The following is a 20,554-nucleotide window of genomic DNA, read 5'->3' as shown; positions in this document are numbered from 1 at the left end:
CTTTTAGATTTTAACATAAAAACATCGCCAGTATTACCCTTTAACCTTCAACCTTTTTTCACAGATTTTCGTCGCCTTGATCTCTCTAAGAGGTCGCCATAACCGCGGGCAGCCACCATTTTCTTAATCTCTTCATCAGAGGACATGGGTAAAGGCGGAGAAAAAGTTTTTCCGACCAGTCTTCTGCCCAAAGCTCCAACGACCCTCCCCACGATAATCGAAAAACACATAACGAGGACTATAAAGTAAACCGGCTCGAGATTAAAAAACAGGGAAGTTCCAATACTCAAAACTACTATCAATAGACCAAGTCCAAATGCGGCAAAGAAGGTTTCTTTTTTATGGAGACGTTGAAGGATTAAGATCTTGCCACCAAAGCCGATCAGCATGGCCTCCAAACCAAAAGCAAAAGAACCTGCCAGAAATATGATGTAGATGATCTCGATGGCATCCAAGTTATCCACAGACCGAATTAATCACGCGGAGAATTTAAAGGCTGAGCAAAGACGCATGGCGGCTATCCTAAATCAATTGGACAAGGTTTTCCAAACTTGGCGCGCCCATACCCGGGATCCGTTCCTATTGCTTGTCGGGACTGTGCTGTCACAGAACACAAACGATCGCAATTCCTTCGCTGCCTTCAGCCGCCTAACGTCAAAGTTCAAAACTGCAGAAGAGCTCGCACATGCAAAACTTAGTGAAATTGAAGAACTGATAAAAATTGGTGGACTTTACCAAGAGAAAGCCAAGAGATTGAAGGAAATCTCAAAGCTGGTGCTGACGAAATACGGGGGGGACCTGAAATCGGTTCTTGAAAAGCCCATTGAACAAGCAAGAGAGGAGTTGCTTTCCTTTCCGGGCGTTGGGCCGAAAACTGCGGACATCATGCTTGCTTTTTGGGCCAGACATGACATCATCCCGGTGGACACCCACATTTTCAGGGTAGCAAAAAGATTAGGTTTTGCTGAGGAAAGAGATGGTTACGAAAAAGTGAAAACTAAACTTGAGCAGGTGATACTACCGGGAAGAAGAATTGAGGCCCACATGCTGCTGATTCAACTGGGTAGGAAATATTGCCGCTCAAGGAATCCTCTTCACGAAAAGTGCCCGATCAACCGGCTCTGTCCAATTGGAACTCGCTATGCAGGGCTCTCACGGCCTTTACCGCGTCATGCTCGCTCACGGTGAAAGAGATATTGAGCTCCGACGAACCCTGAGCAATCGTTAATATGTTTATACCGTTACGCCCGAGGGTTCCAAAAACTCTGGCCGCCACTCCTGGGGTACCCTTCATGCCCGCGCCGATAGCTGCAATGACGCTCACGTTTCTCTCGCAGCTGATGTCCCAGCCAATATCGCGTCTCTCGAACTCGGTGCGCAGAGCGTGCAGGGCTAGGTCAGCTTCCTTGCGATCGACTACGAAACTTATGTCGGCCTGAGAAGAACTTTGAGAGATCATCAGGACCTTTATCCCGGCACGCCCGATAATGTCAAAAACCGTCGCGGCAACTCCAGGGACCCCGATCATCTCCGCACCGCCAACCGTTATCAAAGAAACATTTTTGCTCATGGTGATTGACTTGACCACTTCCTTAACCCGATTCGGCTCCTTAGTAATCAGAGTACCGCCCTGGTTGGGCCTAAAGGCATTCAAAACCCTTACCGGTATGTTTGAATCCATGGCCGGTCTAATCATCTTCGGATGCAAAACCTTGGCTCCAAAGTAGGCGAGTTCAGTGGCCTCGATATAGGAAATGGTCTTGATAACTCTGGCGTTTGGTTCCACTTTTGGATCTGCCGTCATTATTCCATCAACGTCGGTCATTATCCAAATTTCGTCGACACCTAGTGCCGCCCCGATTATTGAGGCGGAATAATCCGAGCCACCCCGTCCCAAGGTAGTTATAATCCCATCCTCCGTGCCACCGATAAAACCGGTTATAACGGGTACTTCCCCTGCGGCCCACAGTTTATTAATCCTCTGCTTTGCCAGTTTCCGTGCCTTGTCCATCAGTGGACGCGCCTCGGTGAAGTGGTCATCGGTGACTAAGCCGGCCTCAAATCCGGTCAACGGCCTCGACTTTACCCCCAGCGACTCTATGGCCCCTGATAAAATGGGGGCGGAAAGTCGCTCGCCGAAGGATAATATTAGATCCTGAGAACGCGGGGACAGCTCACCTAGGTAAGAGATTCCCGTGAGGGCCCGCTCCAGCAGGTCGATGGTCTCCCTGACGGTGCGAACGGTCCTATCCAAAACCTCCTTGTCTTTTATCGCCTCTTGACAGGCCTGATAATGTCTCACTGAGATTTGGCGCACGAACTCAGGGATCTGTTGCTCAGGATTGGATCGGGGCTCTAACAGTTTGCGAGCGATGTCAAGAAGCTGATCGGTTACCCCAGCCATGGCGGAGGTGACCACTGCAACTTGGTCTCCGCGCTTATGCTTGGAGACGACCAGCTCCGCGTCCCTTCTGATGCTCTCGCCGTCCTTAACGGGCACGCCGCCGAACTTAATAACGAGCTTCAAACAATCGCCCCCCAAGCTTATTTTTCTGGTTCAGCGACATAATAAGAGTTAAGCACTTGGCAGATGTTCTTGGCTAAGGCATGATAGCACATATCCACATCCGCCTTGCCAGTTGCGATATTCATCACGTAGTCACTGCAGGTACAGAAATTCTTCACGACCTCATACTCATCGTTCTTTCCCTTGACAAACCAGCGCTGCCCCCGCTTGATTACCCGTCCGCCCTTTATCGCCTCGATTGCACGCTTGCCCCGGTTTCGATATAAATCAATTATCTCATTTTCCACTTCAGGTGTTAACGCTGCAACGATTTGCAATTTTTTGAAGAGACCCTCCTTGGCCATATTAAATGACTCCGAAATCATCTCTCTCCAAATGTCAAAATACCGGGTGCTGAGTATATAATTGATGCTAAAAGAAACTAGGAGAACCCTGCGGGAGAAGGAAATCTGGCTGAAAAGAAGGCTGGGACAAAATCAAGTCATTGATACATCTGTGCTGAGAAAAATGGTGGAGTATGCGGAACTGACGAAAAATGATGTGGTTCTGGAAATCGGGGCAGGGGCGGGCAATTTGACTGCCATGCTCGCAGATGTGGCCGGAACCGTAATTGCTGTGGAAAGGGACAAAAAATTAATCGATATCCTTGGTGAAAATCTAAGGGGACGGACGAACGTCAAAATTATTCTGGGAGACGTCCTGCGAATGGAACTGCCTATTTTCAACAAAATAGTTTCTAACTTGCCCTTCTCGATATCATCAGAAATAACCTTCAAGCTCCTGGGATTAAATTTTGGCCTCGCTGTTTTAATGTTCCAAAAGGAGTTCGCCGAGAGATTGGTTGCGCAGCCTAGTTCGGAAAATTACGGACGCTTAACCGTCAATATTTACTACCGGGCCAAAGTAGAGCTCCTAGACGAGGTCCCACCCTCAGCATTTTTTCCTCCACCGAAGGTTAGCGCGGCAATCGTCAGATTGAGGCCCCGCCAGCCCCCATTTGCGGTCAAGGACGAAAAACTTTTCTCAAATGTCGTCCGAGCCTTATTTCAGCATCGAAATCAGCTGGTTAGAAATGCTTTGCTGCATTCCTTCTCTGAAATTTTTCCAGAAAGTAAAATGACTAGAGCTGAGGCAAGGACATTCATTGATACCGCTCTACCCGGTAAGCTTTTGAAAGCAAGAGTGATCGAGCTAGCCCCTGAAGATTTCGGTGAAATTACCAACTCGCTTACTTCTCCATGAATTCCTCTGGCTGTGGTGGCTCGGGCTTCAGTCCCTTGCGCTTTCGCGTGTCCCGAATTATCTGCTCCTGAAGCTCCCTCGGCGCCACATCGAACTTCTCAAACTCGGTGGCCCAAATGGCTCGACCCTCAGTCTCGGAACGAAGATCTGCAGCCAGACCAAACGAATTGGCCACCGGCAGAGAGGCCCTAATTATCGTTATGTCCTCTTCGGCTTCCATGCTCAAGATCTTTCCACGGCGGCCTTGGATTACCTTAGTAGCGCCACCCATAAACTCCTGAGGAACCCGAACCTCTAGCTTAAGCAATGGTTCGAGCACGGTGGGATCCGCCAAAAGTATGGCGGCCTGAATCGGGCGCCTTACTGCGGGGATTATCTGCGCTGGACCCCTGTGGACCGAGTCCTCATGCAAGCTGGCATCGACAATCATGGCCTTTAATCCGCGCATGGGCTCGCGCATAAGGGGCCCTTCCTCAACCACTTCCTTGAAGGCCTCGATGATGTAGTCCTCAACTTCATTCATGTACTGGACGCCTTTCGTTGCATCCACTAGGACATTAGGTCCAATTATGGTAACGATATTGCGGGCCTCATGTGTCTCCCAGCCCATCTCTCTCAAAATGTTCGCTCGCTCCTTTCTTTCCTGCTTGTCATTGATCTTACCTTCCTCAATGGCCTTGATGACCTGCGGCTCCAGCGGCTCCACGACAATCATGAAGCGGTTGTGTTTGTTCGGGGACTTGCCTTCAACGGGGCCAGCCCGCTTGGTGGGGGTTTCACGGTAGACTACGATTGGCTCCGACGTCTTAACCTCCAGACCGGCTTTCTTCAGCTTGTACTCTACTATCTCAAGGTGCACTTCACCCATTCCGGAAACTAGATATTCCCCCGTCTCCTCGTTAATCTTCACCTTGACGTTGGGGTCCTCACGAGATATCTTTTTCAACTCGTTGACGAGCTTGGGGAGATCCTGGAAGTTTTTCGGCTCGACGGCCACGGTTACCACGGGCTCGCTGATGTATCTGAGCTCCTCGAACCCTTTGCCCTCGACACCGGCCTCGATCAAAGTTTCACCGACAAAGGCCTCCTTCAATCCGATTACGGCACCGATGTTGCCGGCCGGGACCTTGTCCACCATCACTCGATCCGGACCCATGTAGACGTTGACCTGCTGGATACGGGCCTCCTGCCCTGAACTCACCAACCTGACCGTCTTGCCCTTTTCCAAGGTGCCTGAGAAAACCCTGCCAGTCGATATCACACCGGCTTGTTCATCAACGATGATGTCGGTGATAACCATGCAAAGCTTTCCGTGGGGATTTGCCGCCAACATGTCACGCCCAAGCTCGCTATTGATGTCCCCTTTCCAGATGACCGGAATGCGGCTGGCCTGGGCCTCCTTAGGATTTGGAAGGTGTTTGATAACCATGTCCAAGATAACCTCATAAACCGGGCTCTTCTTCGCCAATTCGGCCTGATTTCCGGACTGGTAAGCGTTTATGATGTCCTTGAAGGTGATGTTCTTTTTCCTCATCTGTGGGATGGACACGGCCCATTTCTCCTTGGCCGAACCAAAGGCAACCGAGCCCGCTTCAACGTTTACCAACCATTTATCTGCAACGCTCGGATGGGCATACCTTTTAACCAGCTCGTTAAATTTAGTTATCAGCTTGACAAATCGGGCCTGCATCGCCTCCGGGGTTAGCTTGAGTTCGTCTATCAGACGGTCGACCTTGTTGATGTAGAGCACGGGGCGCACCCTTTCACTCAGCGCCTGCCTCAAAACCGTCTCCGTCTGGGGCATTACACCTTCAACGGCATCCATTACCACGACCACACCATCGATCGCGCGGAGGGCCCGGGTTACGTCGCCGCTGAAATCAACGTGCCCAGGGGTGTCAAGTAGGTTAATCAGATACTCTTGGCCATCTAAAACGTGAGAAAGGCTGACGGCGGAGGTCTGGACGGTTATGCCTCGCTGCTGCTCGATATCCAAAAAATCCGTGAAAAGTTGCTCACCGGCGAGCTCGAAGCTTATTATCCCTGAGGCGGCGACCAGAGAGTCGGTTAAAGTTGTCTTGCCGTGATCGACATGGGCGACTATACCAATGTTCCTGATGTGCTCTGGCTCCCACATCAACTTTTGGACATCCGCTAGGTGCTTGTAACGCCTCATTTAAACCACTCCACAAAATATGAACTCCATTATTTAAATAGCATCAACGTACCGGGAGATACGTTGATTCAATCTCATCCTTTTTCTCCTCTGGTGGCGCCGGGAAATCTGTGGGCAAATCTTTAAGGCTTTGCCCAATCCCTATGGTGTTTCCAATTCCGGCCACGATTACCGTATCGCCCGGATTGGTGCGCTGCCTAATGGCATTCTTAACCCTTTCCACAGCCTCATCCACTCCACGGACCAGCTTCTTGTTGAGGGGCTTTAGCGACTCGGTGTAGGACTCTTTGATCACGATGGCGTCGATGGGTATCTTCCGCTCCACTGCTATCTCCTCGATCTTATACTTCTCGGTCGGTGGGCCACCGATGGCAGCGCCGACCCCCTCCACAACTTCGCCGCTGGCTTCCCCCTCGAGCTTTCCAGCCGCGTCGATCATGATTATGCGCGCCACCTTCCGCTTCTTCGCCAGCCTAGCTACAAGCTCACCTGGCTTGCCGACCCTGCCTCCAGGACCCTTTGCCTTCACAATGAGGAGCTTTCGCCCCTCAAACTCGGACTCGGTGTAGACAGTATCCTCGACCGGCTCGTAAAACTTCCCCTCTTTAACCAGCTTTACAACCGTCAGGGGCCCGACGCCATCACCTATTGGCTTGCCCTCGACGAAGGCCTTGGTGGCATCGACGAAGGCCTTGGCGTATGTTCTCAGGAAGGGGATATTCATCTGGACTAGCATGACAATCTGGATATTCTTCGTTTTCTCGGCCAGAACCAAAAAGTGGCGCACCAATCGATACAGGGTGTAGTTGGCCATCGCACCCTCCAGCGCCATCTCCAAGTTGGCGGCGGTCTCAGGGTCGGCGTTCGGCGCCAGTCTGGCGATGGCGTCCTTAAATCGCTTATTCCGGACATCAAGAATGTGCTCCAGCCTTCTCAAGACTCCCACGGGATCCTCGCTGACCGGCTCAATGGCGAAGAAATCTAAAAAGTCATTGAACTCTTTCTCCACATCCTGCTTGGGCTTGCCGTGTTTTACTATCGCCTTCAACGCTATCTTTTTGCTCTCCTTAGCCATTTTATCGAGATCAACGACCGCCTTTTTCATCTGGGTTAATCCTGCCCGTGCCTGTAGCCACATCATCTGTGGACTAAGTAGAGTTACCACTGCGAAGAAGATGATGCTTGCCACTATCCACCAGACGATGTCGGCTTCGGGCATAAGATTCCCTAAATTACTCTGTTTGTTTTTTGATAAAGGTTGCTGCTAACCTTTAAAGCTTTGCTGTGATAGGATTTTCACGAGCGGGGGTAGCCAAGCCAGGTTGAAGGCGCTGGCTTCAGGAGCCAGTCCCGTAGGGGTTCGGGGGTTCAAATCCCCTCCCCCGCACCAATGTGGGATTTAAGCGTTCAAACGCGTGTAAAATTGCAGTTAACTCGGCATAGCCGATAGAACTCCAAAGGTCTATCCGGCTTCCTCATCTGGAATGAAAATATCCTCAATCTTGGCCTTGAAAAATCGCGCTATCTTGAAAGCTAGCGGCAACGAAGGGTCGTATTTTCCTCTTTCAATGGCTATTATGGTCTGCCTCGTTACCCCCAGCCTCTTCGCAAGATCCTCCTGGGTCAAATTATGCATCACCCGATATACCTTGAGTTTGTTTTTCATGACGGCTAATCCCCAAACTTTTTGGCATAATATCGGTAGAAGAGGAGGTAAACCAGCATCAAAACTGCGGAAAAATAGGCCAGAGAAAGGCCGGCCTCCAAAAGCTCCGGATGTCCGACCCTGCTCAAGCCAACCATTGAGATGCCAACAACGGCTGAAGCTAACCCAACCACCTGAATCGTCCTCCGTGAAGCCTTCTCACTTATTTTGTAGGCCCGCTCATCAACCAGCACCTCGTCAGTCTTGCTTTTAAGCAAATACAAAAACAGCAAGCCAACAACTACTGACAACACCGCTATCAAAAGTTCACCTGTGAACGCGGAAAAGGCAACAAGACTGGCAACTATGGCCATCACCGCTCGCTTGTAGGAAGTGTAACAGCCGCTCATCATTTTATCATGTAAAAAATTGGTTACATTATGTTATTTAAACTTTACTTTTTGTAAAATCTATTAAACAAAAACAAGTCGCTATCTGAATTTGTAGCCAAGTCTGCAATTTCTTTTTTTATTCCGACATAGAATTGGAATTGAGGTGATAGATTGGACGTCAAACTCTCGGTCGACGGTGAGGAAATCGACCTGAACGAGTTCGTGGTGAAAATATTGAGCGGCGCCATAGTCGGAGCGGTGACCTCACTTCGCGGGATAAAAAAGGACTGGAAAAAAATAGAAATCAAAGTTGAAAGGTAGATTCAAACAAGATTCAACGTGGCCACGTATCCTTCCTCTGACGGCTTGAGGGTGAAACCCATTTTCTGCGCCAGCCGGACCATCTTCTTGTTTTCACGCATGATAATCCCGTAGACGGTTTCCAACCCCTTCTCCTGAGCAAACTCGATGAGCATATCCATGAGCTTGGTGCCCAAGCCCTTTCCCTGATACTTATCCGCCACAACGATGGCAAACTCGCCGCGCTTCTTGCCCGGCTCAATAATCAGCCTGGCCACCCCGATCTCCTTTTTTTTGCCAGCCTCAGTGGTCTCCGCGATTATCGCCATCTCCCGGTCGTAGTCTATGTTGCAGAATCGCACCAAGTCATCGTGGGATAGCTCTTTGATTACCCTGAAAAACCTGAACCTGCTAGTTTCCTCGGAAAGCCCTTTGATAAACTCATATTCAATTTTTTCGTCTTCAGGGCGGATTGGTCGGAGCAGGACCTCGGTGCCATCCTTCAACCTCCAGGGCAAGACATATTTCGTGGGATAAGGTAAGATAGAAAGATGTGCGTAGGGATCAGTCAATTTCAACGCTTCAACATCAATAGTGGCTCTGGCGTCGAGAGCGGTAATCTCCCCTTTTGAGGCCACAAGCGGGTTAATGTCGATTTCGGCGAACTCGGGAAAATCCACTACTAGGCTAGAAAACCGGACTATAATTTCCTCCAGAGCCTTCATATCTACGGGGGGCTTGTTCCTTATCCCGCGGGAAATGGCGCGATAAATTTTAGTCTCCTCCATCAGCCTCCTAGCCAACGTCTGGTTCAGCGGGGGCAAAGCTATCGAAAAGTCCCTGTAGAACTCAACGCCTATCCCGCCCTGACCGAACAGGATAACTGAACCGAAATCCCGATCCTTCTTAGCCCCCAGAATCAGCTCATAGTCAAACTTCTTCATTTTTTGAACATAGACTCCATCAATTTTGGCTTTGGGCACGGCATTTTTAATGGATTCCAACATCGAACGATAGCTCTTTCTCAAACTTTCCTCCGAATCTATTCCAACCACGACCCCGCCAACATCGGTCTTGTGAATTATCTCGGGAGAGGCGATCTTCAAAACTACCGGATAGCCCATGCGGGAGGCGGCGGCAACGGCTTCCTCCTCATTCTTCGCCAAATGAGCCTCCGGTCTCGGAATCCGGTAAGCATCAAAGAACTTATCAATCTCTGCCTGAGTCAGGTTTGTTCTTCCTTCACCTACGGCCCTTCTGATGATGAGTCTTAGGTGGCTCTTAGGAGGGGAAAGATCCACAGAAAGCTCCTCGGGCGTCTCATATAGAAGTTCCAAGTTGCGCTTGTACTTGTACATGTACATGTAGGTCCTTATCGCCTTCTCCGGTGTGGGGTAAGTGGGTACATCATTTTGATAGAATATCCTCCTTGCTTCTTCGACCTCGTTTTCACCCATCCAAACCGTCAGAATCGGTTTAAGCCTCCTTTGGGCGATTTCGACAACTTTCTTAGCCAAATCAGTTGATTTAGCGGCTCCTTGGGGAGTATAGAGGACCACTATACCATCTATCTTAGGATCGGAAAGACAGGCCTCCAGCGCCTTGGCGTACCTTTCCACATCGGCATCCCCGAGTATATCAACAGGGTTTCCCTTACTCCACTGCGGCGGCAAAACCTTATTCAATGCCGTGATTGTTTCAGGAGAAAGATCGGCCAGTTCTCCGAAGTTATCGATGATAGCATCAGCCGCAATCACCCCTGGCCCGCCGGCATTGGTTACTACGGCGATGTTCGGCCCAGCGGGCAAATACCTCGAATCCAAGACGCTGGCGCAGTTAAAAAGATCTTCGATTTCATCCACCATCACCACACCGGCTCTTCTAAAAGCGGCCTGATAAACCTCAAAATTTCCGGCCAGCGCCCCGGTGTGGGATTTAACCGCCTTGGCGCTCTCAGCATATTTTCCGGGTTTAATGATGATAATCGGTTTTGTTCGAGCAAACCCTTTGGCGGCACTTATAAACTTTCTAGCCGAACCGACACCCTCCATGTAAATTATGACGCTCCGCGTGCGGGGATCTTCCCCAAGATAATCTATCAAATCCCCGAAATCAATGTCCAGCATTGAACCCAACGAAGCAAACATGCTAAAACCAATGTGGGTGCTAACTGCCCAATCCAAAATCGCGGAACCCAAGGCCCCGCTCTGGGAGATAAATGCTATCTCGCCCGGCTGCGGCTGGCTTCTCAAGAAAGTGGTATTGATGAAATCGTGAGGTCGGATAAAACCAAGACAGTTTGGGCCAAGTATCCTAAGTCCATATTTTTCCTGCAACTTCTTTATTTCCTGTTCCAGCTTTGCTCCCTCTTCGCCGGCCTCCCTAAAACCTGAGGAAATTATCACGACGCCATCGACGCCGCTCCGCCCACACTCGTCAACCACGGCTGGGACGCTCTTGGCCGGTATCGCAATTACGGCCAAGTCAACGTGTTCCGGGATTTGGGTTATGCTCGGGAAGCACTTTAGACCCATTACCGCTTGGTAGCTGGGGTTCACTGGATAGATCTTTCTTTTCTCTTTGCCTTGGAGAAGATTTTTCATAATTTGGTTGCCAACCGTGCCCTCCTTTTCACTAGCACCGATTAAAGCCACGGCCTTTGGGTTTAACATATTCTCTAGCTTACCCACCAGCACCACCATTTTTACAATCGCAGAGGGTTAATATATTACAAACGTAATTAAAAGTTCCGCTGCAGCGACCACTAAGGATCACTATTTAAAATAAGTCTTATTCTTAAGCTATGGTGTATGTTTGTTTTTCCCTCTCCCTTAGTTTCAGAGCAGCTTGGGCGGCCGCCAGCCTGGCCACAGGTATCCTGAAAGGTGAACAGGAGACATAGTTCAACCCCAGCTCATGGCAGAACTCTATCGATGAGGGATCACCACCATGCTCTCCACAGATGCCTATTTCCAAGTCAGGCCTCTTGCCCCTACCCAGCTCAACCGCTATTTTCATAAGCTTCCCTACACCTTTGCGGTCCAGCCTTTGGAAGGGATCGGCCTCAAGAATACCTCGCTCCAGGTATTGGAAGAGAAATCCTCCTTCAGCATCGTCCCGGGAATAGGCGAAGACCATCTGGGTCAAATCGTTTGTTCCAAAGGAGAAAAACTCGGCGTACTCTGCGATTTCGTCCGCAGTAAGCGCCGCCCGGGGAACTTCAATCATCGTGCCAAACTTATACTTCAGATCTACACCGTGTTTTTGCATCACCTCGTGAGCAACCTTCTCCAGCTGCTCCCTGACGACCTTGAGCTCGTTAACATGGCCGACCAACGGAATCATTATTTCCGGTCTGGGGTCCTTCCCTTCCCGCTTTAGCTCACAGGCGGCCTCGAAAATCGCCCTGACCTGCATTTCATTGATGTCGGGATAGGTTATGCCGAGCCTGCAGCCGCGGAGTCCCATCATGGGGTTGGCCTCGCGCATGTCTTCAACCCTTCTCAGTAACTCCTCCAATTTTCTGAGCTTTTCCCGATCGGATCCCCTGAGCCTGAGCTCGATGACTTCTTCCAATAATTTCTCATATCTGGGCAGGAACTCGTGGAGGGGGGGGTCCAACAACCTTATTATTACTGGAAGGCCATCCATGACCTCAAGTATCTCCCTGAAGTCATTCTTCTGGATCTCGAGGAGCTTCTCTAAGGGCTTCTTTCTTTCCTCTCTAGTTTGCGCCAGTATCATCTCATGCACGAGCGGCAGCCTATCCTCCTCGAAAAACATGTGCTCGGTGCGGCAGAGTCCAATCCCTTGAGCTCCAAGCTCTCTGGCCTTCCGGGCATCCCTTGGATAATCAGCATTGGCCCAGTTTTGCAGTTTTTTCACCTCATCGGCGAAAGAAAGGATGGTCTGAAGCTCGGAAGACATCTTTGGTTCAATCAGCGGGGCCTCGCCCAAGATTACCTCTCCGGTGGTTCCGTTTATCGTTATCAGGTCCCCCTCCTTAACCACCGTTCCGTCCACCTCAAAAGAACGGGCCTCGACATCGATTTTTATGGCCTCACAACCCACAACCGCCGGCTTCCCCAGCCCTCTCGTCACCACGGCGGCGTGGCTGGTAACCCCGCCCCGAGAGGTCAAAACACCTTGAGAGGCGATGATACCGCCAACGTCATCCGGGCTGGTCTCGGGACGTATAAGGATAACTTTTTCACCGGACTTACCCATCTCCTTGGCCCGCTCGGAATCGAAAACCGCCTTACCAACAGCGGCACCCGGGCTGGCGTTCAACCCTTTTGCTATGACCGTTACCTGGGCCTTCGGATCAACCTGCTTGTGCAGAAGCTGCTCAATATGCCCGGGTTCAACCCGCATCAGCGCCTCCTCTTTTGTGATCAGACCCTCAGCCACCATGTCTACTGCTATTTTCACCGCCGCCTGAGCAGTTCTTTTGCCGGCCCGCGTCTGAAGCATGTAAAGCCTGCCCCGCTCAACAGTGAACTCAATATCTTGCATGTCGCGGTAATGGCGCTCCAGCTTCTCTGCTATCTCCACCAGCTTTTCATAGATCTCCGGATATCTGCGTTTCAAATCATCTATTTTAAGCGGCGTCCTTATACCGGCGACTACATCCTCACCTTGCGCGTTGAAGAGAAACTCACCGAAGAGTTTGCGCTCACCGGTTGAAGGATCCCGCGTGAAAGCCACCCCGGTTCCCGAGTCCTCACCGATGTTTCCAAACACCATCGTCACGACATTAACCGCGGTCCCCAAATCATCCGGAATCTTGTAAAATCTCCGATATTCGATGGCGCGCTTGTTTTGCCACGAAGCAAAAACTGCCCCAATAGCAAGCTCAAGCTGTTTAACTGGATCCATGGGAAAATCATGATGTGTCTCCTCTTTCACAAGCTGCTTGAACTTTTTGACTATCTCCTTGAGCTCAGCGGCCTTGAGATCGGTATCAAACTTGGCCCCGACCTTCGCCTTTTGCCCCTCAAAAATCTCCTCAAACTTCTTACCCTCAACGCCAAGAACTATCTTTCCAAACATCTGGATGAAACGACGATAAGCGTCATAGGCAAATCTCTCGTTGTTCGTGAGCTTGGCCAAACCCTCCACAGTTTCGTCGTTCAAACCGAGGTTAAGTATGGTGTCCATCATGCCGGGCATTGAATACATGGACCCGGAACGGACGGAAACCAACAACGGATTCCTAGGATCACCAAACCCTTTCCCCGTCATTTTCTCAAGCTTTTTCATCGCCACAATTACTTCATCTATCAACCCGTCGGGTAGCCTTCCACCGGCGACATAATACTCCTTGCAAACCTCAGTAGTAATCACAAACCCAGGAGGGACCGGCAGCCCGAGCTGAGCCATAGTACATAGGCCTGCTCCCTTGCCTCCCAACAGCCTCTTATTGCTACCGTCCCCTTCATCAAAGAAATACAGTCTTTTTGCCATGCCACCCCTCAACAGGTTAAGCGTGCTATCAGGCTTAAAAATCTTTGCTCCATAATGTTAAACGCAACCGGCGGGATATGTGATCGATCATGTCGTTTGAGGACTTGGTTCCGGTGAGGCCTGGCTTTGGGGGATTTGATTTCCCATATGAAAAATCACAAATCGTCTTCTTCGGAGCACCGGTGGACATTACTTCAAGCTACCGGCCGGGTTACCGATTCGCCCCTGCCAGAATAAGAGAGGCCTCAGCCAACCTAGAAACTTACATTATGTCCGCAGGGGTTGACGTCTTTGAAAAAATAAACATCACTGATCTTGGGGATATAATAGTCTCTCCCGCCAACCTGGCGCAGACCGGGGAAAGAATTACCAATACTGTCAAAAGAATCCTAATTGATGGTAAAATACCTGCGATCATGGGCGGCGAACACACCATTTCCTACTTTTCTCTCCAAGCCTTTGCTGATGTAGTCGTAATCCACCTTGATGCACATAGAGACCTTCGCGAAGACTACTTGGGCGACAGGATTTGCCACGCCACTGTTATGCGTAGAGTTCTCGACCGGCTACCTGCTGACCGACTGATACAGATTGGGGTAAGATCCTGCTCCAAGGAGGAGGCGGAATTCGCCAAGGAAGCCGGCATCTTGGCTTATAGCGCGGAAGAAACAATCGAAGACCGGAGAAAAATAATTTCTGAAGTGAAAGAGATCGTTAAGAACTCTAAAATTTATCTTTCAATTGACCTCGACGTTCTGGATCCGGCTTTTGCTCCTGGGGTCTCGACTCCGGAACCTGGCGGCCTATCCACAGTTGAACTTCTCAAAATTCTGAAGGAACTGGGTAAACTCAACATCTCGGGCTTTGATATCGTGGAACTGGTTCCACCGCACGACGATGGAACAACCTCATTTGTGGCGGCGAGGATAATTTATGAGCTGTTAGCCGCGCTGGGATCAAAAAATGAAGATCACTGAAGATATTCTTGGCCTTTTTCCACAATTATCTTTGTCTCGAACGGGATTTTTAAGTTCGCCCTGCGCAATGCCTCCTTGGCCAAACGAGCGAACTCTTTTTTGCAACATACCGTAATCAGCTTCTGCCCCACGTCGACCCTAGCGGCGGTACCGATGGGCTTTCCAAAGGCTCTTCTCATCCCATCGGAAACTCGGTCCGCACCTGCGCCCATGACAATTGGATTCTCCCGAAGAATTTGGTGCGGATAGACCCTGAGCTTTAAGTGGTAATTATCCCTGCCGGCCTTTTGTTCCAGCAAACGGTTGGCAGCTACTCGTGCTGCCTCAAGGCTGTTGTGCCTTATCTGCCCAGCCTCGGCAACAACCAACGACATCACCACATCAAATTCACCCTTTGGATTGCCCATATCAAAGAAAGTCACACGTACTGCGGGAACGCCCTTGACGAACTCACGCCTAGTGTAAGCCGGGCCGCTGAATCTCCGGTAACACCGAGCTGGTCTCAACGGCATTTTTACACCTTTCCCAATTCATGATTTTTTTATTATTTAATAGATCTGTCGCCTTGAAAAGTTGTGTTACTGGATATATAACCTTTTATGACGACGGAATCCGCTCAGGTATGAAGCTCGACTACATCCTTATCCTCAAGCACATAGTCTCTCGTGACCTGCTGTCCGGGAAACTTAGTCGAACCCCAGACACGGGCAAACTTCAGCCCCTTGGCAAAGTCCTTATGGACTGAACGAGCAACGTCCATCACTGTGGAACCCTTGGGCAAAACCAGGGGACGTTCGGCCGGCTTCCCATCTGGTTTCTTAGTGTAGACGCGTATTAGATCAAGTTGCTGGTAAATCCTCCCCTTTAAATCCTCAGGTCTACCGCCAGTGCAGATAACATCAAGCAAATCCCCAAACTCACGTTTGACCATCTCTATTTTCTCAGCGGCGTTAGGCAAATCACATTTAGTCAGTAAAACAAAACCGCGAAGATAAACATTTGACTCTGAAAGCGCCTCCTCGAACTCATCAAGTGTGATTGGTTCCTCGATTACCACGAAAGCATTGTGGATGCGATGTTCCTGCAGTATTCTCTTTATTTCCGCTTCTCCACCCCCAACCAGTTTGGCTCCTTTGACCTCGATGCCGCCACTGGATCGTTTTTCAATGCTGACCTTTGGTGGTTTACAATTCAGCTTGACCCCGACTGCGTCTAGTTCACTAAGCAAAATCTTGATATGGTTAACCGGGTCATCGGAAGCGTCCACGACAAGGGCGATGGCGTCTGCGTTGCGGGCAACACTTAAGGGCCGGGCGCCAAGGCCTCGACCATAGCTCGAACCCTCCACTATTGCAGGCACTTCAACCAGCTGTATTTGCACATCCTCAAACTGTATCATGCCAGGAATCGGATACCTAGTCGTGAATGGATACTCGGCGACCTCGACGCGAGCGCTAGTAAGGTCCTGCAGAATTTTTGACTTGCCCGAGTTTGGTAGTCCAACCAGCGCTATTTGCGCAGCTCCCTCTTTTTTCACCGAAAAACTGGGCCCGCTACCGCGACCAACTTTCTTCTCCCGTTTTTCTTCCAGCTCCAACCGCAGCTTTGCCAAGCGACGCTTAAGCGTCCTCAAGAGCTTCTCCGAACCCTTATGCTTCGGCGCTACTCGAATCATCTCTTCTGTAGCTTTGATCCTCTCCTCTAGCGTTCGAGCCTGAAGATAGCGTTCCTCTGCCTTTTTATACTCGGGAGTAACATTGGCCGGCAATATAATCGGTGAAAATTTTATCACATACGGAAAAAAAATTGTCGAAACAACGGCCATAACCATTTAACGGACGTTATTGCCAAATTGGAGATATCTCCATTTTTCAAAAAATACTTAAATAAACGCAAACGTCATAAAAGATCTTGGCGGGGACGGTAGCCCGCAGAATGGGTCGAACCGGAGCCTACGGGCAACGGGGATCCGTGTAAAAACCCGGGCTAAAAACCGGGGAAGGACGCGGATAAGTCCTGTGGAAGAACAGGATGGGACAAATGCTGCGGGAAGAAGACCCTGACAAGAAAAAATGACGAGCGAGCGATGTGGTCGAGGTTCGCGAGCTCGTTAGAAAAGTATTGGAAGGGTCAAGTCCCCGCCGCTTTTTTATTGGTTCAAGTTAAAAGCTTGAGGTATCTTAAGGCCTTTTTAACCCCAAACGTTCTCAAAATTTCCGGTGCCTTGGAAATCAGCGCGGTAATCAGTTTTTCATGGTGATCAAAATCAAAATTTTTTAGCAATATCTCCCTAGCCTCACTCTGGTCTAAAAAAGCGGACAAAAGGTCTAAATCTTCATTTGACATCCGATCAAAAACTTTTTTTACACGAGCACCAATGGTGAACTCTGTACCGAACTTTCGCATTACCGCCCGCGGATAATTATCGAGCTCGTCGAACGAACCTTGATCAAAGGCTTTTATCACCGTTTCGGCCGCAATCTTGGCGCAGGACAATCCGATATAAATACCGCCACCGGTAAGTGGCTTCACCTGTCCAGCGGCGTCGCCTACTAAGATCACCGTCTTTTCCTGAATTCTGCGGGACATACATTCCGGAATTACTTTGGCACACTGATGGGTGAGCATCTTGCCCACTCTGCGAGAGATTACGGGGTGCTTGTAAAGGAAAGTTTTCAGCAGCCGAACTGGATTTCCCGTCGTCGTGCCCAAGCCCAGTCTGGCAACATCGCCGGCTTTTACCAACCAGCCAAAAAATCCTGGGGCAAAGTTTTTATCTAGAAAAACTTCGGCGACATCGTCATCCAAATCTGCCACGGTTTCGACCTGCGCGCATTTAATGTAACTATTCTTGACCAAAAGCCCCAAACTGCGGGCAACTGCGGAAAGCGGGCCATCGGCACCCATTACCACGCTGGCTTTCAGCTTCCCACCGCGGTCAGTTTTTACCACCGGACCGCCATCGAAGTTAACTCCCAAGCATTTGGTGTTCAAATACAACTCCGCACCTGCTTTGATTGCGGCCTCGGCCAGCGAGAGGTCAAAATTCGCCCGATTTATCACTGCCGCTTCAACTTTCCCCCTTGTCAATTCTACCGGCTCGTTTGAGGGTGGATAAATCCTAACACCCCTTAGTCGTCCCAATATCCATTTCCCTGGTTTTATTCCGAGCTCTCGGATGCCTTCCAGGCCAACGATGCCGGCGCAGCAGGCGGGCCTGCCCACTTCAGCATGTTCTTCGACTATCTTCACTCTGAGGCCGTGTTCTGCCAGTATTTTGCCCGCAAAACATCCGGCCGGACCAGCACCAACTATAACGACATCAGTTTCCATTCGTTTACCTCATAATTTTTTAGGATACAATTAGATAACGCTAACGAGTGAAGCTATGCTTGAAGCCGCTGGCTATGTCATCCTAGGGCTGGTTTTGGTCATGGTACCAGGTTTTCTGCTTTCAGTAGTGCTTTACCCAAAACGTGGCGACCTCGATTTCTGGTCCCGGCTGGGCGCCAGCTTAGGTCTGGGGGCCATAATCGCCGCCTTTGTGGGCTATGTAGTATCATTTCCCGGATTAAGTGTTCTCTCGCTCGGCTCTTTCACCATGGCGACTTTAATGGCCTGTATTTTCTTAGCAATTCTCGCATTTTTGCGCGGCGGTTCGGACGTTTTTTCTTGGTACAAGGATAAAATTTTGAAAACCCGCGCAAGGAAAAGTGAACAAGAACAGCAGGTAAAACTTCCTGAAGGGTGTGCGGCAAGTTGAAGAGGTGTCCTAGTGTTCAATTACAAGCAGGTTATTGTAGTCAGGACTGATTTGGAGATGAGCCCGGGAAAGATTGCCGCCCAAGCGGCCCACGGTGCAGTGGGGGCCGCCGAGGCAGCTAGGAAAAAACGCCGCAAATGGTTTTACGAATGGTTTTCCGAGGGCCAAAAAAAAGTCGTGGTGAAAGTAAAAAACGAAAACGAACTTCTGGAACTTAAGAAAAAAGCCGATAAATTGGGACTCCCGAACATGCTGGTCGTTGACGCAGGACTGACGGAGCTTGCTCCAGGAACGGTAACCGCTTTGGGCATCGGCCCGGCACCGAATGAAGAGCTGGACCAAATCACGGGGAAACTTCCCCTGCTTTAGGTGGCCGAGATGAAGCTCAATGAAGTTGGCGAAAAAGTCCTCATTGAAACGGCAAAAAAAACCTTCAGAAAAGGGAAACCAGTGAGAATCGGCATAGGCGACGACGCGGCGGCTATCGACCTGCCGGGGGAAAAATGCTTAGTGGTTACGACGGACATGCTGGTCGCCAGCAGCCATTTTCCGCCAAGAATAAAACCGGAACAAATCGGCAGAAAGTCGGTGGTCGTCAACCTCAGTGACTTGGCTTCGATGGGTGCTGAGCCCTTAGGACTTATTTTCTCAGTTGCAATGCCGAGAGATCTTGAATTTGAATTCGCAGCCAGAATCATGAAGGGGATGGAAAAAACGGTGGAGGAGTACCGGACCTACGTTGTTGGAGGCGATCTTGATGAAGCCGATGAAATAACCATTGCCGGAGCTGCCTTCGGGCTCGCCAAAAAAAACAGAATTCTCTTAAGATCTGGGGCCCGGAAAGGTGATATCTTGGCGGTCACTGGAGAGCTCGGTGCTGCCGCTGCCGGACTTAAAATTTTGATGGAAAAAATTCCACACAGAGGATATGAAAAACTAGTGAAAGCGCAGCTGGAGCCAAATGCCCGGGTAAAGGAAGGAATGATACTGGCCGCAAGTGGACATGTAAAAGCAGCCACCGATGTATCCGACGGGCTGGCGGCCAATCTGTGGCATTTGTCCCGCGAAAGCGGTGTCAAAATTGTCATCGATCGGGAAAAAATACCTGTCCACAGTTTGGTCAAAAAATTCTCCCGACAATATGGCTACGATGTTGATGACTTCGCGCTTTACAGTGGAGAGGATTTCGAATTAATTTTCACCACACCACCAAGGTTCTGGGAAAGTGTTAAACTTGCCCTCCATAGGGTTGGAACAAGGGCCACCGTGATCGGTAAAGTGGTCGATGGCAAGGGAGTATTCATCAAAATTGGGGAAAGCACAGAGGAACTGGAAGATCGCGGTTATGAACACTTTAAATAGAAACCTGACTTCCCTGTTTTAATTTTCGATACATTCTCCAAGACAAAATCGGCTCACGCGAGGCCTTTGTCTCATCAAGCCTGCCGACCGCAGTTGCCGTCGGTGCCGATCTGACTAGCTCTGGATTTTCTCTTGATTCCCGAGCTATGGTCCTCATCGCTTCTATAAACCTATCCAACTCTTCCTTTGACTCAGTCTCGGTTGGCTCGACCATGAGGGCCTCGGAAACTATCGGAGGGAAATAATAAGTTGGCGGATGGACGCCGAAGTCGAGAAGGCGCTTGGCCACATCCTTGGCCGTAATCCCTGTTTCCTTTTTAAGCGGCTCAGCGCTGAGAACCACCTCATGCTTGCAGGGCCCATCATAGTTAACCCTAAAGTTTTTCCCATCGGCCAGCTTTTTCATCAAATAATTGGCGTTCAGGACAGCGGCCTCAGCTGCCTCCTTCAGGCCATCCGCGCCCATCGACAAAATGTAGGCATAGGCTTTTACCAGCACGCCGAAGTTGCCAAAAAAGGACTTGATTTTGCCTATCGAATGCGGACGGTCATAGTTGAGCCAAAAACGGCCGCGCTTTTCATCGTATTCGACAATCGGCACCGGCAGAAACTTTTCAAGCTTTTCAACCACACCCACCGGGCCAGCTCCGGGTCCGCCGCCGCCATGGGGTGTGGAAAAGGTCTTGTGAAGATTTAAATGGACC

General features: G+C 50.0%; 19 protein-coding genes, 1 tRNA gene and 1 pseudogene. 8 read left to right on the top strand and 13 right to left on the bottom strand.

Going from position 1 to position 20,554, the window contains the following annotated elements; genetic code table 11:
- Positions 1-47: 47 nt before the first annotated feature.
- Complete coding sequence (locus tag ACP5PX_RS04360; protein ID WP_428084341.1) at positions 48-398, bottom strand: hypothetical protein; 351 nt, start codon at positions 396-398, stop codon at positions 48-50.
- Positions 399-582: 184 nt separating this feature from the next.
- On the opposite strand from ACP5PX_RS04360, the gene ACP5PX_RS04355 reads away from it, so the two are divergent.
- Positions 583-1,188 (top strand): endonuclease III domain-containing protein, encoded by a 606-nt coding sequence (locus tag ACP5PX_RS04355; RefSeq protein ID WP_428084339.1) that lies wholly within the window; start codon positions 583-585, stop codon positions 1,186-1,188.
- Here ACP5PX_RS04355 and ACP5PX_RS04350 read toward each other — a convergent pair.
- Both ACP5PX_RS04350 and ACP5PX_RS04345 read right to left on the bottom strand, forming a co-directional pair.
- Entirely contained in the window at positions 1,112-2,527 is a 1,416-nt protein-coding gene (locus ACP5PX_RS04350; RefSeq protein ID WP_428084337.1) for an aspartate kinase, read from the bottom strand. The genes ACP5PX_RS04355 and ACP5PX_RS04350 overlap by 77 nt on opposite strands.
- A 17-nt stretch (positions 2,528-2,544) precedes the next feature.
- The gene (locus ACP5PX_RS04345) at positions 2,545-2,892 is read right to left on the bottom strand and encodes a hypothetical protein (protein WP_428084335.1); all 348 of its coding nucleotides are present in this window, start codon (positions 2,890-2,892) and stop codon (positions 2,545-2,547) included.
- A gap of 43 nt (positions 2,893-2,935) precedes the next feature.
- Between ACP5PX_RS04345 and rsmA the strand changes: the two genes are divergently transcribed.
- Complete coding sequence (gene rsmA, locus ACP5PX_RS04340; RefSeq protein ID WP_428084379.1) at positions 2,936-3,769, top strand: 16S rRNA (adenine(1518)-N(6)/adenine(1519)-N(6))-dimethyltransferase RsmA; 834 nt, start codon at positions 2,936-2,938, stop codon at positions 3,767-3,769.
- Here rsmA and ACP5PX_RS04335 read toward each other — a convergent pair.
- Positions 3,756-5,945, bottom strand: a complete 2,190-nt coding sequence (locus tag ACP5PX_RS04335) for an elongation factor EF-2 (protein ID WP_428084333.1) — start codon at positions 5,943-5,945, stop codon at positions 3,756-3,758. The genes rsmA and ACP5PX_RS04335 overlap by 14 nt on opposite strands.
- Before the next feature lie 43 nt (positions 5,946-5,988).
- Positions 5,989-7,164, bottom strand: coding sequence for a DUF1512 family protein (locus ACP5PX_RS04330; protein ID WP_428084331.1), 1,176 nt, complete (start codon positions 7,162-7,164; stop codon positions 5,989-5,991).
- Between the two features lie 83 nt (positions 7,165-7,247).
- Between ACP5PX_RS04330 and ACP5PX_RS04325 the strand changes: the two genes are divergently transcribed.
- Positions 7,248-7,335, top strand: a tRNA-Leu gene (locus ACP5PX_RS04325).
- A 72-nt stretch (positions 7,336-7,407) separates the two neighbouring features.
- On the opposite strand, the gene ACP5PX_RS04320 is transcribed toward ACP5PX_RS04325, so the two are convergent.
- Both ACP5PX_RS04320 and ACP5PX_RS04315 read right to left on the bottom strand, forming a co-directional pair.
- Positions 7,408-7,611, bottom strand: coding sequence for a helix-turn-helix transcriptional regulator (locus tag ACP5PX_RS04320; RefSeq protein ID WP_428084329.1), 204 nt, complete (start codon positions 7,609-7,611; stop codon positions 7,408-7,410).
- A 5-nt stretch (positions 7,612-7,616) separates the two neighbouring features.
- Positions 7,617-8,003, bottom strand: a complete 387-nt coding sequence (locus ACP5PX_RS04315; RefSeq protein ID WP_428084327.1) for a DUF2178 domain-containing protein — start codon at positions 8,001-8,003, stop codon at positions 7,617-7,619.
- Positions 8,004-8,153: 150 nt separating this feature from the next.
- Here ACP5PX_RS04315 and ACP5PX_RS04310 point away from each other — a divergent pair, with 150 nt between their 5' ends.
- Positions 8,154-8,303 (top strand): hypothetical protein, encoded by a 150-nt coding sequence (locus ACP5PX_RS04310; RefSeq protein ID WP_428084325.1) that lies wholly within the window; start codon positions 8,154-8,156, stop codon positions 8,301-8,303.
- 2 nt (positions 8,304-8,305) lie between these two features.
- Here ACP5PX_RS04310 and ACP5PX_RS04305 read toward each other — a convergent pair whose 3' ends face one another.
- Both ACP5PX_RS04305 and ppdK read right to left on the bottom strand, forming a co-directional pair.
- Positions 8,306-10,978 carry a bifunctional acetate--CoA ligase family protein/GNAT family N-acetyltransferase gene (locus ACP5PX_RS04305; RefSeq protein ID WP_428084323.1) on the bottom strand — a complete coding sequence of 891 codons (2,673 nt, stop codon included), beginning with the start codon at positions 10,976-10,978 and terminating at the stop codon, positions 8,306-8,308.
- A gap of 100 nt (positions 10,979-11,078) precedes the next feature.
- The gene (gene ppdK / locus ACP5PX_RS04300; protein WP_428084321.1) at positions 11,079-13,748 is read right to left on the bottom strand and encodes a pyruvate, phosphate dikinase; all 2,670 of its coding nucleotides are present in this window, start codon (positions 13,746-13,748) and stop codon (positions 11,079-11,081) included.
- Positions 13,749-13,837: 89 nt separating this feature from the next.
- Between ppdK and speB the strand changes: the two genes are divergently transcribed.
- Positions 13,838-14,725, top strand: a complete 888-nt coding sequence (speB, locus tag ACP5PX_RS04295; protein WP_428084319.1) for an agmatinase — start codon at positions 13,838-13,840, stop codon at positions 14,723-14,725.
- Here speB and rplJ read toward each other — a convergent pair.
- The 3 genes from rplJ to ACP5PX_RS04280 form a co-directional block, all read right to left on the bottom strand.
- Positions 14,719-15,237, bottom strand: a complete 519-nt coding sequence (rplJ, locus tag ACP5PX_RS04290; protein WP_428084317.1) for a 50S ribosomal protein L16 — start codon at positions 15,235-15,237, stop codon at positions 14,719-14,721. The genes speB and rplJ overlap by 7 nt on opposite strands.
- A 104-nt stretch (positions 15,238-15,341) precedes the next feature.
- Entirely contained in the window at positions 15,342-16,550 is a 1,209-nt protein-coding gene (locus tag ACP5PX_RS04285) for an OBG GTPase family GTP-binding protein (RefSeq protein ID WP_428084315.1), read from the bottom strand.
- A 332-nt stretch (positions 16,551-16,882) separates the two neighbouring features.
- Positions 16,883-18,058, bottom strand: a complete 1,176-nt coding sequence (locus ACP5PX_RS04280) for a geranylgeranyl reductase family protein (RefSeq protein WP_428084313.1) — start codon at positions 18,056-18,058, stop codon at positions 16,883-16,885.
- 55 nt (positions 18,059-18,113) lie between these two features.
- Between ACP5PX_RS04280 and ACP5PX_RS04275 the strand changes: the two genes are divergently transcribed.
- Genes ACP5PX_RS04275 through thiL form a run of 3 tightly spaced genes read left to right on the top strand, consistent with a single transcriptional unit; the run spans position 18,114 to position 19,850 of the window.
- Positions 18,114-18,488, top strand: coding sequence for a hypothetical protein (locus ACP5PX_RS04275; RefSeq protein WP_428084311.1), 375 nt, complete (start codon positions 18,114-18,116; stop codon positions 18,486-18,488).
- A gap of 12 nt (positions 18,489-18,500) precedes the next feature.
- Positions 18,501-18,857 carry a peptidyl-tRNA hydrolase Pth2 gene (pth2, locus tag ACP5PX_RS04270; protein WP_428084309.1) on the top strand — a complete coding sequence of 119 codons (357 nt, stop codon included), beginning with the start codon at positions 18,501-18,503 and terminating at the stop codon, positions 18,855-18,857.
- A gap of 9 nt (positions 18,858-18,866) precedes the next feature.
- The gene (gene thiL / locus ACP5PX_RS04265) at positions 18,867-19,850 is read left to right on the top strand and encodes a thiamine-phosphate kinase (protein ID WP_428084307.1); all 984 of its coding nucleotides are present in this window, start codon (positions 18,867-18,869) and stop codon (positions 19,848-19,850) included.
- On the opposite strand, the pseudogene ACP5PX_RS04260 reads toward thiL, so the two are convergent.
- Positions 19,843-20,554: pseudogene (locus tag ACP5PX_RS04260) on the bottom strand (aminomethyl-transferring glycine dehydrogenase subunit GcvPB); the annotation flags it as partial. The gene thiL and the pseudogene ACP5PX_RS04260 sit on opposite strands and share 8 nt — an antisense overlap.

The sequence above is a fragment of the Hadarchaeum sp. (SeqCode) genome, assembly GCF_049969415.1.
Classification (GTDB): domain Archaea; phylum Hadarchaeota; class Hadarchaeia; order Hadarchaeales; family Hadarchaeaceae; genus Hadarchaeum.
The sequence above is the reverse complement of the archived record's forward strand: the minus strand, read 5'-3'. Positions and strand labels throughout refer to the sequence as shown.

Excerpts from the sequence above, each read along its gene's own strand:
- ACP5PX_RS04330 (WP_428084331.1), bottom strand. The coding sequence starts at position 7,164 with ATGCCCGAAGCCGACATCGTCTGGTGGATAGTGGCAAGCATCATCTTC.
- speB (WP_428084319.1), top strand. The coding sequence starts at position 13,838 with ATGTCGTTTGAGGACTTGGTTCCGGTGAGGCCTGGCTTTGGGGGATTT.
- ACP5PX_RS04320 (WP_428084329.1), bottom strand. The coding sequence starts at position 7,611 with ATGAAAAACAAACTCAAGGTATATCGGGTGATGCATAATTTGACCCAG.
- ACP5PX_RS04315 (WP_428084327.1), bottom strand. The coding sequence starts at position 8,003 with ATGATGAGCGGCTGTTACACTTCCTACAAGCGAGCGGTGATGGCCATA.
- thiL (WP_428084307.1), top strand. The coding sequence starts at position 18,867 with ATGAAGCTCAATGAAGTTGGCGAAAAAGTCCTCATTGAAACGGCAAAA.
- ACP5PX_RS04280 (WP_428084313.1), bottom strand. The coding sequence starts at position 18,058 with ATGGAAACTGATGTCGTTATAGTTGGTGCTGGTCCGGCCGGATGTTTT.
- rplJ (WP_428084317.1), bottom strand. The coding sequence starts at position 15,237 with ATGCCGTTGAGACCAGCTCGGTGTTACCGGAGATTCAGCGGCCCGGCT.
- ACP5PX_RS04285 (WP_428084315.1), bottom strand. The coding sequence starts at position 16,550 with ATGGCCGTTGTTTCGACAATTTTTTTTCCGTATGTGATAAAATTTTCA.
- ACP5PX_RS04345 (WP_428084335.1), bottom strand. The coding sequence starts at position 2,892 with ATGATTTCGGAGTCATTTAATATGGCCAAGGAGGGTCTCTTCAAAAAA.
- ACP5PX_RS04335 (WP_428084333.1), bottom strand. The coding sequence starts at position 5,945 with ATGAGGCGTTACAAGCACCTAGCGGATGTCCAAAAGTTGATGTGGGAG.
- rsmA (WP_428084379.1), top strand. The coding sequence starts at position 2,936 with ATGCTAAAAGAAACTAGGAGAACCCTGCGGGAGAAGGAAATCTGGCTG.
- ppdK (WP_428084321.1), bottom strand. The coding sequence starts at position 13,748 with ATGGCAAAAAGACTGTATTTCTTTGATGAAGGGGACGGTAGCAATAAG.
- ACP5PX_RS04275 (WP_428084311.1), top strand. The coding sequence starts at position 18,114 with ATGCTTGAAGCCGCTGGCTATGTCATCCTAGGGCTGGTTTTGGTCATG.